A 14,718-nucleotide genomic window follows, 5' to 3' on the forward strand; every position below is an offset into this window, starting at 1 on the left:
AATATACACAAAATATATTATTATAAAAGGAGGATATACTATGAACTTTACTAATTACTACATGCCAACAAAAATATTACTAGATGAAGACGTAGTACTAAAAAATAGCAATTTATTTTGTAATTATGGAGAAAAAGCTTTAATTGTTACTGGTAAAACCTCTTCAATCACTAATGGTTCATTAAAAGATGTTACTAATGCGCTGAAAAAAGAGGGAATTAAATATGATGTTTTTAATAATGTAGAAGAAAATCCCTCTTTAGAAACTGTAGAAGCCATTGCAAAACTTGGAATATTACAAAAATCTAATTTCATTATTGGAATCGGAGGGGGATCTCCCATTGATGCCGCAAAAGCAGCCGGTGTGCTCATAAATAACCCAGATGATACAATATGTAATTTATTTGAAAGCCCAAATTTAAAATCTATACCTATAATTGCCGTGCCAACAACAGCTGGAACAGGAACTGAAACAACTCCTTATTCTATAGTTACAGATAATGAACTACAAACAAAGCATGGTATATGTCAAAGAATATTTCCTGAATATGCTCTGCTGGATGTAAAATATCTAATGTTTTTACCAGAAAAAATAACTATTAATACTTCAGTAGACGCTTTATCACATTTAATAGAAGGATATTTGTCAACAAACGCAAGTATATTAAGTGATGCTTTAGCAGAAAAGGGATTAAAATTATTTGGTGAATGTCTAAATATGATAAAAGAAAAAGATTTCACCTACACTATAAGAAAAAAACTAATGGTAGCTTCTACTTTAGCTGGTATGGTTATAGCGCAATCTGGAACATCTCTTCCACATGGAATGGGTTATGCTCTTACATATTTTCATAATATACCTCATGGGAAAGCAAATGGAATACTTTTAAAGTCATATTTAGAATTTTGCGATGATAAAAGTAAAGTTAAAAAGATTTTATATCTATTAACCCTAGAGAATTTAGATGAACTTGGCTATTTTCTAAACTCTATGCTTGGTGATGTAAATAGTGTAACTTATGAAGACGTATGTTCTTATAGTGACAAAATGACCTTAAACAATAATAAGTTAAAAAATCATCCCACACCTGTAAAGCGAGAAGATATACTAAATATTTATAAGAATAGTTTCAAATTATAAATATTTTTAAAAAAAGCAAATTAACATTTGCTTTTTTTTAGGACATTAAAAATAACAAACACACTACGAGTAATATACCAAATATAAATAATGAGTAAGTTAAACTATTCATGTTATACCCTATTTCTTCTATTTTTGATTTTACATTTATAATTTCTGACTTTTCCTCTGCCATCTCAATTTTGCATTTATTAATATCTTGAGTATTAAATAAATTGATGAATACGCTTCTCATCCTTCTTATAATAGCTTTTCCATAATCGATTTCCCTTTTATTAATTGAATCAATACTTCTCCCTATAAAAGTAACACTGTTAACTACTAAGCGATCAATTATATGAAAAATAAAGCAACTAATAAAAATAATACCTTTTCCTAGAGGCTTATATATATGTTTTTCTAAACTTATCCAATTTAAAGTTGGGTTCACATAATACCAATTAGTACCTTCCCCTTTTTTTAACACTTTTCTTATAAATCCCATATAAATTACGATACCAATTAATATTATTATAAAGGAGCTTTTAATATTATTAAAAGTGTAGAAATCCACGGCTATTGGCTCAGCATTTCCAAATGGCTTTAAAGCTTTATCTAGCACATGTAAGATTACACTTGGATTAAGTCCAATATAAATACTCATTAAACTAAATATAACCATTGGTAAAAGTGTCATTTTAGTTATCTTTGCCTTTACCTTTTCAATATTTTGATTGCTTTTTTCTATAAATACAGCTACAAATATTTTCAGTAAATAGGCTACAGTAAAGCTACTACTTATTATAAACACAATTTCACATGTTTTAAAAAACACCCCCCCATACATATGCTCCGCTTCGATAAGTGCCTCATGCAGCATTGTTTTACTAGTGAATCCATTAAAACCAGGCATCCCTATTACCGATAGAACGCCTATAAAAAACATTATCTTTAATGCATGTTTATTAATTCCAAAGCCACCAATTTTATTTATGCTAACCTCATTTAGCAGCAAATATATGGTTCCTGTGCCCATAAATAATAAGGCTTTAAAAATTCCATGATTTATAACATGATACATTGTACCATAAATAGCTATAGTTCTATGCTCTTTCAAAACCCCTATTAATCCTATTCCAACAAGAATATAGCCAATTTGACTCATGCTACTATATGCAAGAATTCTTTTTATGTTTCTCTGCATCATGGCTAGAAAACCACCAATGAACATATTTAGAAGACCTATCACTAGAATAATAATTGAAATCATAAAATCTCCACTCATAATTACTTCAATAGTTAATATAATTCCAAATATACCGGTCTTCGCTAAAACTGCAGATAAAACAATAGTTGCAGGCGTTGGCGCTGCAGGATATGCCTTCGGTAACCATATGTGTAATGGTACCATTCCTGCTTTTACACCAAACCCTATAATAATTAGAGTTACGATAAGATACTTTACATCACCTAACTTGCTTACGCAAGCTCTAAGCTCACTAATATCTAATGTTTGAGTATAATTATACAGCAAAAATAATCCCATAAGCAAAATAAGACCACCAGTTACTGCCATTATAATGTAAGTATTTCCTGCATCATGCGAATAATCATCTTCATCGTTAATTATTAAAGCATATGATGTAAAAGACATAATTTCGAAGAAAGTAAACAAATTTAAGAAGTTTTCTGATATGAAAATTCCAATAGTACTCGCTAGAGTTAACATAAAAAACAGATAATATCTATTCCTATTTTTAGGATTTTTTAAATACTGTGTTGAATATATTGTAGTTAAAAACCATATCATAGCTGTAAGCCAGACAAAAACATATCTAAACATATCCAATTTTAAATGAAGGCCTGTACCCATAATATAAGGTATAGATAGCTCTATTGGCTGTACTACAACATATTTATATAATATAGTAGTAACCACAAATACAATGGCAGTCATTACAATATTAAAGACATCTCTATATTTTTCATTTTTCATGCCTATAATGTAGCCTATTAAAGAACTAATAAGTGGGAACAGCAGAATAAACAGTAAATACGTAGTGGATTTCAATATAATACCCTCCTTTCTTAAATTACCTCACTAGCAATTTTCTGAATAAATGAGATAAGCATATTAGGAAATAATCCAAGTAAAACAATTATAATGGTTATCATAACTATGGGTAGTAACATTTTTATTGGTGCTTCCTTAACTATAGTGTTCTCCCCTTTTTTGAAAAAGGCTTCTTTTATAACTGGAAGAAGGTATAAAGCAGTTAATAATGCACTAATAAGCAATATTGCAGGAAAAACCATTTTCCCTTCTGTAAGTCCGCCTTGAGCTAGAAACCACTTACTAACAAAACCATTTGTTGGTGGAATTCCGATAAGTGATATTGCAGCTACACTAAAACACCCCATTGTTATTGGCATCTGTTTGCCAATACCTCTAATCTGACTAATCTCTGTTTTCCCCGTAGTGTACATTATCGCTCCAACACAGAAAAAAAGAACAATCTTAATTACTGCATGATTAATTAAATGAAGCAGACCTCCAACAAATGCATCTTCATTTAAAAGAACCACGCCTAATAATACATATCCTAATTGACTAATGGTTGAGTAAGCTAACCTCTTTTTTAAATTTTCTTGATGTAATGCTAAGAATGAACCCATTAAAATTGAAATTACTATCAGAATACTTAAAAATATATTTATATGGAGCTGCCTGATTATTTCTGTCCCAAAGATAAAATAACTCATCCGTATAATAGCAAAAATTCCCGATTTTACAACAGCGACTGCATGAAGCAGTGCACTAACGGGAGTTGGAGCAACCATTGCTGCAGGTAGCCATGAATGGAATGGCACAAGGGCCGCTTTAACTCCAAAACCTAAAAACATGGAAACGTAACTTACCAAATATAGGTTTTTATTATCATTTGTTAGTGCTGGCAAAATACCATGAGCATTAAATGTTGTATCCTTCGTAATGCTGAATAATAAAATCATTCCAAGCAAAACCAATGTGGCTCCTACAAATGAATATATCAGATATTTTTTCCCGCTTTTTAACGCTTCTTTTGAATCAGTGTGAATTACAAGCGGGAAGGTTGACAATGTAAGAAATTCATAAAAAGCGTAAAGTGTTATAAGATTTCCCGAAAAGGCAATTCCTATGGTTACACCGAGTGTTGCAAGAAAAAAAGTATAAAATTTTCTCTCTTTGCCTTCGTGTTTCATATATTCTATGGCATAGAAAGCAGTGAAAATCCATAAAATTGCAACTAATAAAGAAAACAATATACTTAACTTATCTATTTTAAAATAAATATCTAGAAATTCATTTATTTTGAATAGATGAGTTCTACTTTCTCCAAACACATAAAATATAGTAACTAGAAAAATAAAATTTAATATAACGCCCATACTAACAAAAATATTTCTTTTCTTTTCATCTAATTTTATTGTTGCCATAATTATTGCTAATATAAATGGGAATAAAATTGGTATTATTATTGTGATATTATTCAACTGCGAAGCATCTCCTCTACTTAAGTCCTAGGCTAATTAAATCTATAATACCACTAGATGTTAATCCCACGTAAACCATTGAAATCACTAGAAAAATTACAGGCATCAATTCTTTTACAGGTTTGCTTTTTGATTTATATACTTTATCTTGTAAATTTTCTTCTCCAAAAAATCCATTTATTATGATTGGAAAATAATATACTGCATTTAATAAGCTGCTAAGCAATATAACCGCTACTAAAATTGTATCTCCAGATGCTATAGATGCTAAAGATAAGTGCCACTTGCTTACAAATCCAGGCAATATCGGAATTCCTATCATAGATAGTGCACCCATAGAAAATAATCCTAAGGTTAGTGGCATTTCTCTCCCTATTCCCTTTAAATGTTCTAATGTTTTATGTCCTGTTTGTTCTATCATTCCACCAACTAATAAAAACAAAGCTGATTTAGTTACCGAATGCCCAATAATATGGAATATAGCAATGGAAACTCCTAAATCAGTTCCAAGACCTATCCCAAGAAATATATACCCCATTTGTGCCACAGTAGAATATGCTATAACTCTTTTTATATTTTTTTGAAAGATAGCAAAAACTGAGCCCATTATCATTCCTAAACTACCTAATATCAGTATAATATTCAAAACAGAATAATACTTAATTATTTCTATTCCATAAAGTCTATATAATATTTTAATTAAAAGTAAAACAAATGCCTTTAAAACTAAAGAAGATAAAAGTGCACTTGAGGAGGTAGGTGCACTTGAATGGGCATCTGGTAGCCAATTGTGAAGTGGGAACATAGCACTTTTTACTCCAAGACCAACAATAAATAAAACTATAGAAATCAGTACTGCATTTGGATAATTTAAGTGGCTTTCAATTAATATTTCATGAATGTAGTCTATATTCAAATGCCCAGTCATTGAATACAAATAAGCAATTCCCATAAGTACAAGGCCGGATCCGATGCAACTCATAATTAAATATTTCATAGTGGCTTTTATGTTTTCTTTTTTGTCTTTAACAATAATAGTGCCACAAGACGCAAGTGTTCCTACTTCTATAAATACAAAACAGTTAAACAAATCATTAGAATATACTACGCCGAGTAAGGAACCTATTAAAATGTTTATAAGTAAATAATATAAAGCTACCTTTGATTCTTTGATTTCCTTTTCTATACTATAAATTGAATACCAAATTATCATAAGTGAAACAAATGTAAAAACCAAACCCATTATAGCCTCAATTATTCCAATGCGGAATTCAATTCCATAAGGTGCATTAAAATGTCCAATTCTATATAAATATCCTCCCTTGTTAATAACAAAGATTAAATTTATCACTGCTAAAATCATTACTATTGTCATTGATATTAAACTAATACCCTTAACAATCTTTGTGTTTTTAATTAAAGGCATTATAAATGCCGAAATGAACAATATCAATATAATTGTAAGTGGAAAACTCTCGATTAGGCTCATTTTAATCACTCCTCATCTTAATAATTTCATCTAGTTCAATGGTACCGTATCCTTCATACAACCTCACTGTTAGTGCAAGGGCAAATGCTGTTGTACTGACTGCTACAACTATCCCAGTAAGCATAAGCGCAGATGGAACAGGATTGATGTAACCTTGAATTCCTTTATGCGCCCCTATAATAATGGGAGCATCTTTACCTAAAATATATCCTTTTGCAATAAAAAATAAAAAAATTGCTGTATCCATTATATTCATACCAATTATTTTTTTTATTAAATTATTATGCAATAATAATATTGCAAAACCAATTCCAAACAGTATGATTGCGCCAGTCTCATAATAATTATTTATTAATCCTTCCATAATTAAATTTCCCCTCTGTCAAATAAAGTGAAAAAAAAGTATATAGTAATCGCTACAATACTTCCTACTAATATGTTAAGTGGCAATAAAAATCCACCACTGAGTATATTGCCTGGTGTTCCTAAACTAGGCTGCGGAAGCCCTAAATGATTTCCACCAGTTATAAAACTATACCCTTTTAATAACCCATAAAACATAATTGCTCCACATAGATAGGTTATTAATCTTGCGAATGGTAATTTTTTATCTGTAAACTTTTTACCATAAATTATTCTATATAAGATGAAACTTGTGCCTATAATTGTTCCACCTGCAAATCCCCCACCTGGGCTTAGATGTCCATAAAAAATTATATAAATCCCAAAAATCTGAATGCAAGGTATTAGCACTTTACTTACTTCTTTTAAAATAGTACTTTTTATAATGATTTCGTAAGTACCTGTATCCTTAGGGTTCCTTTCTTTCTTTAGAAGTAACAAAACTATAATTGAAGCAGTAAACAATACACTTGACTCAACAAAAGTGTCAAAGGCACGGTAATCTAAAATAATACCTGTAACAATGTTCATTGCACCAGTTTCTTTTGTTGTTTTCTCTATATAATAATGTGCAACTTCATTATTGGCGGGATTATCATATTGTCCAAATTTGGGGAGTTCATTAACCCCCAAAAGTAAAATCATAATTAGAGTTGCTGTAATCCCAATAGATAAAAATTTTCTCATTTTCTTACTCCTTTAACTCTTTTTAGTGTAAGTATAAATAAAATTGTAGTAATACCTGCTCCAACTGCGGCTTCAGTTATTGCTAAATCGGGAGCATTTAGCTGTTGCCATAGAATTGTCATGATAAGGCTATAAACCATAAATACTATTATTGCACCAAGCAAACTTTTTATAGTAGAAACGACTACAGCAGAGCCTATTAAGAACATCAGCATTATCAAACTAAATATCTTCATGTTTTTTCACCCCATTTATTTTCGCAAGAGACGCTTGCCGGGTATACTCAGCCTTAGCAATTAAGTGTGTAGCTGTTGGATTCGCAATCCATACAAATACAATAATTAATACAATTTTCAAACTAACCATATTTAATCCATTTAATACTACCAATGCAGATAGGCATAATATAGCCCCTAAGGTATCACATTTAGCCGCACTATGGGCTCTTGTAAACACATCTGGAAATCTTATAATTCCTAGTGTTCCAACCATGAAAAAGAATAACCCTCCAAAGAGAAAAATAGCAACAATCAACTCTCTCATATATTTCTCCCTTCTGAATTTTCAATAAATTTAGCTATTACAATAGCAGATAAAAAACTAATCAAAGCATATACTATTGCTACATCCACAAAATAAGTTTCATTAAGTAAAAATGAAACTATAAGAATAAGTACAATAGTTTTAGTGCCTATAACATTAATAGCAATAAGCCTATCTGCTGCACTTGGCCCCTTAATCGCTCGCAACATACATAAAAAAATTGTAGCCGCTAAAAATAAAATAGAAAAAATCAATAGTTTACTCATAAATGTCTTCCTCAACTTCTAAAATTTTTTTTTCAAAATCTGAATTAATTAGCCCATTTACAAATTCATTTTTCAAACAATGCACAGTAATTTTATCTCTATCCATTGAAATTGTTAAGGTTCCCGGCGTTAATGTTATAGAATTAGCAAAAATTGTTTTAAGAAAATCAGATTTTATTTTTGTGTTAATTGTTACTATCTGTGGCGATATTACTATTCGAGGGTTCAAAACTATTTTTGCCACATTAAAATTGGAAACTATTATTTCTTTTATCAATATAATTGTGTAAGATAACCATTTTCCAATATTTTTCTTGAAATTTACTTGTCTATCACTACACATCAAACCCTTATTTAAATTTCTAACTAATAAACTTATTATTATACCAATACAAATAGTTTCAACTTTCGCATTTGCTGATAGAACAATCCAAAATAATAAATATAAATATACAATTCCATAATACATTTTAAAAATCCCCCTATGAATTTTTACTCAGTTTCTTTATATATTTAACTAGCAATAAACATGCCAAATTTTCTTTTACAAAAAAATCAAGTTTATAATCCATTGATTTTCAACGGTTTATAAACTTGATTTTTTTATTTTAAATAAAATTTTTGTTTTTCATAAAAGCACCTTATTTAAAATCGTACCAATACGGCACACTATATTATTATAGCTAACGATTACATGCACCATTTTGAAACACTTGTACCACATTGATACGATTTTTATAATTATATTAACTGGTAATGATTACTCTATTCTACACTAATCATTATTGGTGTAGAAATTCAACTTATTACAGCACCGCAGGTGATGATTTAACTAATCTTATATTTTTCCATCTTTCTATACAATGTAGTTCTCCCTATACCTAATATTCTAGAAGCAGCTGCCATATTATCATTTACATTAATCAACGCTTGCATAATAGCATCTTTTTCGATTTGTTCTAATGTAAGTAGTTGCTTTGCGCCACTTACTTCTCCAACATTTTCCTTTTCATTTATATAACTTGGCAAACTCTTATTTGTAATTACACTATTATTTTCAGCTACATTTAATACAAGTTGCATAACATTTTGTAATTCGCGAACGTTTCCGGGCCAATTATAATTAATCATACTTTTATAAAAGCTTTCACTTATTCTTTTTATATTCTTTTCATTAGATTCACTGAATTTTTCATAAAAATAATCAATAAATATCTTGATATCCTCTTTTCTGTCTCTAATGGAAGCAATATAAATTGGCATAACATTTATCCTATAAAACAAATCACTTCGGAATTTTCCTAGTTCAACTTCTTTTTTTAAATCTTTGTTAGTAGCCGCTATAACCCTAACATTTATTGGTATAACATCATGTCCTCCAACTCTTACTACCATGTGGTCTTCTAAAACCCTAAGTAAACTTATCTGAGCGTCTAAGGGCATATCGCCTATTTCATCAAGAAATATTGTTCCGCCATTTGCGAGCTCAAATTTTCCTGGATGTCCACCTCTTTTAGCTCCAGTAAAAGCACCTTCTACATACCCAAAGAGTTCACTAGAAACTAGATCACGAGGAATAGCTCCACAATTTAAAAATACAAATGGTCTGTCTTTCCTTCTACTAGCATTATGTATAGCTTGTGTAAACATTTCTTTGCCTGTGCCACTTTCTCCTTGCAAAAGTATAGTATCATCAGTCTTAGCCGCAATTGATGCTAATTTAATAGAATGGGTTATACTTTGGCTTTTTCCAAATATATCATCAAAGGTATATCTTGCATTAGCTCCAACAATTTTATTAATCATACTTAGAACTGCTTTATTCTCTTTAAAAGTAATTAGCACCCCACCTAAGTCACTAGAGCTAAAAATCTTTATGGGGGCAACGTTAACTATACAAGTTTTATTTCTACCCATTTTTGTAGTAAAATCTATTTCTTCCTCTTGACACTCTCTTCCATTATCTATAATATTTACAATATCCTTACCACTATTATTAGATAAAACATCACCTATGTGCATATTATGTACATCTTTCCCGCTATATCCCAATAGTTTTCTTGCAAATCTATTCATACTAATTATATTACCTTGATTATCTATTCTAATAATGCCCTCGGAAATTGATTCTGTAATTTGATAAAATTGTTCATTAACTATTTTCAATTTTTTATTGTAATACTCTAACTTCATTTCTTTTTCTATAGCCTTTGCTGCGGCTACTACCATACCTAACGTATGTGGATGTACAAATTCATAGTTACCTGTAATACTTAATACCCCTAAAACTAAGCCCTTTTCATTTTTTATAGGACATGCAGATGAAGTCCAATTATGATACTCATGCAAATAATGTTCGCCACCAAGTACTTGTATTGGCTCACCAGTTATTAATGAAAGACCAATCGCATTAGTGCCTATTACTTCTTCTTTTACATTATATCCATCTTGTAACACCAGAAATTTATTTTGCCGCATTAAGCTATCCTCTCCAATATGATCTAATACATATCCATCTCTATCTGTTAAACGAATCATAAAATCCGAATTTTGTAGTAGATTGTACAGTGTTTGCATAAATGGTTTAGCTGTCTGTAACAGAGGCATAAATTCCTTATACTTCTTTTTTAGATTATCCTGCGTAAGTTCAATTGGAAAATCCTTTTTAAATGGATCTATATCATTCAATTTACTTCGTTCCCAAGACTTTGAGATAATATCTCGAAGTCCATTTTTATTTAAAATACCCTTTGAAACAAATAATTGCCACTTTTTTATAATATCTTCAGAATTACCAAGCAATTTTTTATTTGGCAAATAAATCCTCCCTCTCATAGCATTTCAATATAATTATATGTCTAATTATATGTCTAATTATATAAAATGGCTATTGAAAATATTGAATAAGCAAAAAAAAATCCCCTGAAAAAACAAGGAATTTTTAAGAATCAATTAATTTAACTTAATCATCATTTAAATTGATATGACAGTAACCACCGGGATTTTTTTGTAGATACTTTTGGTGATAATCTTCAGCATCCTGAACCTCACACGACTGAAGTCGAATGGTTCTTATCTACCTAAACTTCTTCAATACTCTCATATATAGAAATTTTATAACTTCTATATATTACAACGTATTAAAACTAATTTATATCGACAAGACTTTTACTACCAAAGGCTACTATTAGCCTATTAGCGATAGTATAATGGCTCAATTCAAAACCATTTTGTTTAATTATATTCCCATACTTGATATTAGTTTAAATCCACTTGATTTTAATTCTTTTAATCTATTAATTTCATTATCATGTAATTTTTTAAAATTATCATAAGTTTTATCACATAATCTTCTATCAATTTTCTCTAAATCATCGCCTACATTCATTATCAAAAATGCAGAATAACAATCTCTTTGAATTTCAAACGTATTCCACCTATCTTTTAACTCTTTTCTATTATATTCTCCTGTGAAATGACTGAATTGACTAGCCTTTACTTTCTGAGTATTAATCTTTAATATTTCTAATCCATCATATTTTAATTTTCTATTAATGATTTCTACAATCATGGCAGGAGCTTTGTTGCTCAAACTCTTTCCAAATCTTTTTTTCTTATTGAACTTACCCGTTTTAGCATTAACTGTAGTTTTCTTTGCTTTTTTTTGTAATCCGCTAAAACTCATTTTCTCAACACATATCCTATCTCCTAAACTTATAATATAATTAGCTAACTTTTCGTGTGATTGATTCCTAATATCGGCTTGTTTCCTCTGGATATTACTCAATTCATATTGAGTTTTAATATATTTGTTTGATTTAATCCATGTTAATTTTGTTTTCTTACCGCCAACCGTAATGCCTTTTTTAATAGTTCCATCATCATTATAGTTATCAAGATTATTTGCTCTTTTTTGCCTATCTATCTTTCTCAATAATTTTGTTTTAACGTTTTGAATATTTTCAACTTCTGGGCACAGCTCTAATAACTTAACTTCGGACTTACTGGATATTGCTATCGTTCTTGTACCGATGTCAATTCCTACATTACCTAAACCAATTCTTCTTTTGACTTCACCAGTTTCTTTATTATATTTTATAGGAGGCGTTCCCTCTAATGCTAATTGCACGTAATATTTATACTTCCCACGAATTAATTTTCTAACTATTCTGCAATACTTAATCCTGCTTTCAATAGCTTTCTGAGCATAGATATCACTAAATTTTGTAATTATGAGGATTTTTAATCCATTCCAGATTATTACACCATTGTCATATTTAAGACCACTTTTATTCCATTTATTTTCAATAGAATTAAACTCACCATAGCCTTTGAAATATACTCTTTTACTATCTCCGCCTAATAATTTGTTTATTGCAGTCCACGCTCTATCAGCTATGGCTTGAGCTTCTAAACTACCTATATTGTCTTTAAAATGCTTATACATTGGTTTTACATCTTCATATAGTGAATATTGTGTTAACCCGTATTTACCATACATAATCTGTAATTGTCTATATAATTCTTTTCTATGCTTATTTAAACTATTTTTAAGTTTTTTAACATCACATTCATGATAACTTTTGTTAGATAATTTTAATTGCCTTTTTAAATTTCTATATTCTTTAGACTCTAGCATTAAATTATATCTATCCATAACTCTTCTAAGAACTGAATTATATATGTTTCTACCTATTTCGAATCTTTTATTTAACATGCCTTCTTGGCACAATTCTGTTTTCAATAACAACGTTAATATATACGTCGGAGTTTTTTTTTATCACAATATTCACCTTCTTCCTTAGTATTAATATGCCCAATTGATTAACTAATCATAGTAAATATACTTAGTTATTAATTACTATAATTTGAATGTTGCATCCTAAAATTCATCTCATGACTGAAGTCGCGAGTATTCTTTTCACTTTTATAAACTCGATTGCTTTCTAAAGCGTTCTTTTATTTTAGATGACCTACCATACAAATTTTATATTATTACCATTTTCTAAAAAATACCACAGCAATAATTTTATGAGTATTATACTATTTGCTGTTTATTATCCCAAAATTTAAAATCCTCTGCTACAACTTCTATGCTATATCTTTTATTTCCATCTTTATCTGTGTAGCTATTACTGGATAGTCTACCTGTTATAGCAATTTGACTTCCCTTTTTTAAATATTTACACAGCGTCTCTGCCATTCCATTCCATGCCACAATGTTTATAAAATCAGCTTCAGGTTGTATATCTTTATGTGATACTTTATTAATTGCCAATGTGAATCTAGTATAAAACCCTTTACCCTCATTAAAATTCTTAAGTTCCAGTTCTCTTGTTATTCTTCCAATTATTGATACATTATTCATATAATATCTCTCCTTTTTATTTAGTAACTTTTTAAAATTATTGACAATAAGAAGAGATTTTATACAAACAAATGTTTGTTATTCTTTTAAATATTAGTGTGCTTATACTTCAACCATTTCCTTTAATGATTTTGATCCTGCTGTGAAAAAGACAAGTGCAAACAGAATTAAGATCCCTAACTTTGGAAGGATATCTATAACACCACTATTTTTTAATGCCACATCACTAAGTGCAGACAGTGCCCAATTTTGCGGAGTAAAATAAGCTATTTTCTTAAATACTGCTGGAAGAAATTCAAGTGGCATAAATGTTCCACTAATAAGACATGTTGGGGTTACTACTAAATTAACAATACCAGCAGCCTGAGATTGATTTTTAGCATACCTTGATATTAATAATCCAAGACTTAAAACAACCATTATAAAAATAGTAAATATCAAAAATACTGCAAACATTGATTTCCCCCAATATATATGAAAAATATATTTTGTTACTATTACTAAAAGCCCTATTTGAATCCAACATAAGAATAACATAGATAAAAGCACAGAACCTATTATGCTGCCATTTTTATTTGGCGTTGATAAACTTCTTCTTAGGGTTTTATTATTTCTAAGTTCCACCATTTCTATGACAATGTATATCATTGAGAACATAAGAAAATTAATTATAAGACTTGTAGATAATGAACCTGATAAAGTGCGCGTTCCATCCTTTTTAATCTCTTCTAGCTCCACTTTTACCGGGTTATTACTTAAAGAAGTATCTATTTTTCTTGAAATTTCACCATAGCTTTTATTTATCACAATATCATTCTGTTTTATAACGGATATAACTTTATTTGAAAGAAGTCTTTGAGTTACAAAATTATTTACTTTTTTAGAAATAATAATATCCATATTACCATCTGACAATTTCATTATATCTAATTTCTTTAAGTTACCACTTTCTAAATTTTCAGTGAATCCTTCAGGTATAACCAAAGCTACTCCTGTCTTATTCTCTTTTATTCTTATTTGAGCCTCTTTAATATTTAATTCTTTGATTTCAAAATTTTCATCTGTCTTTAATTCTTCTATAAGTTTATTACCTAATCTTCCATTGTCTTTATTAACTATTGTAATATTAACACTCCCATTAAATGAATCTTTAGAATCTCTTGTAAAATATGCAATTGTGCCTACTACTAAAACTGGTATTAAAATCATTGAAAATATAGGTGTTTTTTGCTTTAACATTCTTTTTAAATGTAAAAATGCCATATGAATAACCTGCATTCTTGTCGCCTCCTTATCCTAACAATAAATT

At 29.5% G+C, this 14,718-nt stretch carries 15 protein-coding genes; 1 reads left to right on the top strand and 14 read right to left on the bottom strand.

What is annotated here, in order from left to right:
- The first annotated feature begins 40 nt into the window (after positions 1-40).
- A complete protein-coding gene (locus tag ACWJKS_RS10755; RefSeq protein ID WP_462959567.1) occupies positions 41-1,141 on the top strand; it encodes an iron-containing alcohol dehydrogenase family protein in 1,101 nt (366 codons plus the stop codon).
- A 37-nt stretch (positions 1,142-1,178) separates the two neighbouring features.
- Here ACWJKS_RS10755 and ACWJKS_RS10760 read toward each other — a convergent pair whose 3' ends face one another.
- The 14 genes from ACWJKS_RS10760 to ACWJKS_RS10825 form a co-directional block, all read right to left on the bottom strand.
- The gene (locus ACWJKS_RS10760) at positions 1,179-3,191 is read right to left on the bottom strand and encodes a complex I subunit 5 family protein (RefSeq protein ID WP_462959568.1); all 2,013 of its coding nucleotides are present in this window, start codon (positions 3,189-3,191) and stop codon (positions 1,179-1,181) included.
- Between the two features lie 17 nt (positions 3,192-3,208).
- Positions 3,209-4,654 (bottom strand): proton-conducting transporter transmembrane domain-containing protein, encoded by a 1,446-nt coding sequence (locus tag ACWJKS_RS10765; RefSeq protein WP_462959569.1) that lies wholly within the window; start codon positions 4,652-4,654, stop codon positions 3,209-3,211.
- A gap of 16 nt (positions 4,655-4,670) precedes the next feature.
- Positions 4,671-6,143, bottom strand: a complete 1,473-nt coding sequence (locus tag ACWJKS_RS10770; RefSeq protein WP_462959570.1) for a complex I subunit 5 family protein — start codon at positions 6,141-6,143, stop codon at positions 4,671-4,673.
- 1 nt (position 6,144) lies between these two features.
- Positions 6,145-6,507 (bottom strand): sodium:proton antiporter, encoded by a 363-nt coding sequence (locus ACWJKS_RS10775; protein WP_216303053.1) that lies wholly within the window; start codon positions 6,505-6,507, stop codon positions 6,145-6,147.
- Positions 6,508-6,509: 2 nt separating this feature from the next.
- Positions 6,510-7,232 carry a hydrogen gas-evolving membrane-bound hydrogenase subunit E gene (mbhE, locus tag ACWJKS_RS10780; protein ID WP_462959571.1) on the bottom strand — a complete coding sequence of 241 codons (723 nt, stop codon included), beginning with the start codon at positions 7,230-7,232 and terminating at the stop codon, positions 6,510-6,512.
- Positions 7,229-7,468, bottom strand: coding sequence for a hydrogenase subunit MbhD domain-containing protein (locus tag ACWJKS_RS10785; RefSeq protein WP_216303055.1), 240 nt, complete (start codon positions 7,466-7,468; stop codon positions 7,229-7,231). Before ACWJKS_RS10785 ends, mbhE begins: the two co-directional genes overlap by 4 nt.
- Positions 7,455-7,775 (bottom strand): monovalent cation/H(+) antiporter subunit G, encoded by a 321-nt coding sequence (gene mnhG / locus ACWJKS_RS10790; protein ID WP_216303056.1) that lies wholly within the window; start codon positions 7,773-7,775, stop codon positions 7,455-7,457. The genes ACWJKS_RS10785 and mnhG overlap by 14 nt, the downstream gene beginning before the upstream one ends.
- Positions 7,772-8,041: a monovalent cation/H+ antiporter complex subunit F gene (locus ACWJKS_RS10795; RefSeq protein ID WP_462959572.1), complete on the bottom strand. Its 270-nt coding sequence runs from the start codon at positions 8,039-8,041 to the stop codon at positions 7,772-7,774. Before ACWJKS_RS10795 ends, mnhG begins: the two co-directional genes overlap by 4 nt.
- The gene (locus ACWJKS_RS10800) at positions 8,034-8,510 is read right to left on the bottom strand and encodes a Na+/H+ antiporter subunit E (protein ID WP_462959573.1); all 477 of its coding nucleotides are present in this window, start codon (positions 8,508-8,510) and stop codon (positions 8,034-8,036) included. The genes ACWJKS_RS10795 and ACWJKS_RS10800 overlap by 8 nt, the downstream gene beginning before the upstream one ends.
- A 359-nt stretch (positions 8,511-8,869) precedes the next feature.
- Positions 8,870-10,858 (bottom strand): sigma-54-dependent Fis family transcriptional regulator, encoded by a 1,989-nt coding sequence (locus tag ACWJKS_RS10805; RefSeq protein ID WP_462959574.1) that lies wholly within the window; start codon positions 10,856-10,858, stop codon positions 8,870-8,872.
- 145 nt (positions 10,859-11,003) lie between these two features.
- Positions 11,004-11,117: a peptide-methionine (S)-S-oxide reductase gene (locus ACWJKS_RS10810; RefSeq protein ID WP_462961071.1), complete on the bottom strand. Its 114-nt coding sequence runs from the start codon at positions 11,115-11,117 to the stop codon at positions 11,004-11,006.
- 162 nt (positions 11,118-11,279) lie between these two features.
- Entirely contained in the window at positions 11,280-12,758 is a 1,479-nt protein-coding gene (locus ACWJKS_RS10815; RefSeq protein ID WP_462959575.1) for a nuclease/transposase family protein, read from the bottom strand.
- A 321-nt stretch (positions 12,759-13,079) separates the two neighbouring features.
- Complete coding sequence (locus ACWJKS_RS10820) at positions 13,080-13,409, bottom strand: single-stranded DNA-binding protein (RefSeq protein ID WP_462959576.1); 330 nt, start codon at positions 13,407-13,409, stop codon at positions 13,080-13,082.
- Positions 13,410-13,511: 102 nt separating this feature from the next.
- Positions 13,512-14,687, bottom strand: coding sequence for an ABC transporter permease (locus ACWJKS_RS10825; protein WP_462959577.1), 1,176 nt, complete (start codon positions 14,685-14,687; stop codon positions 13,512-13,514).
- Positions 14,688-14,718: the final 31 nt, after the last annotated feature.

It is taken from the genome of Clostridium sp. CM038 (genome assembly GCF_055081105.1).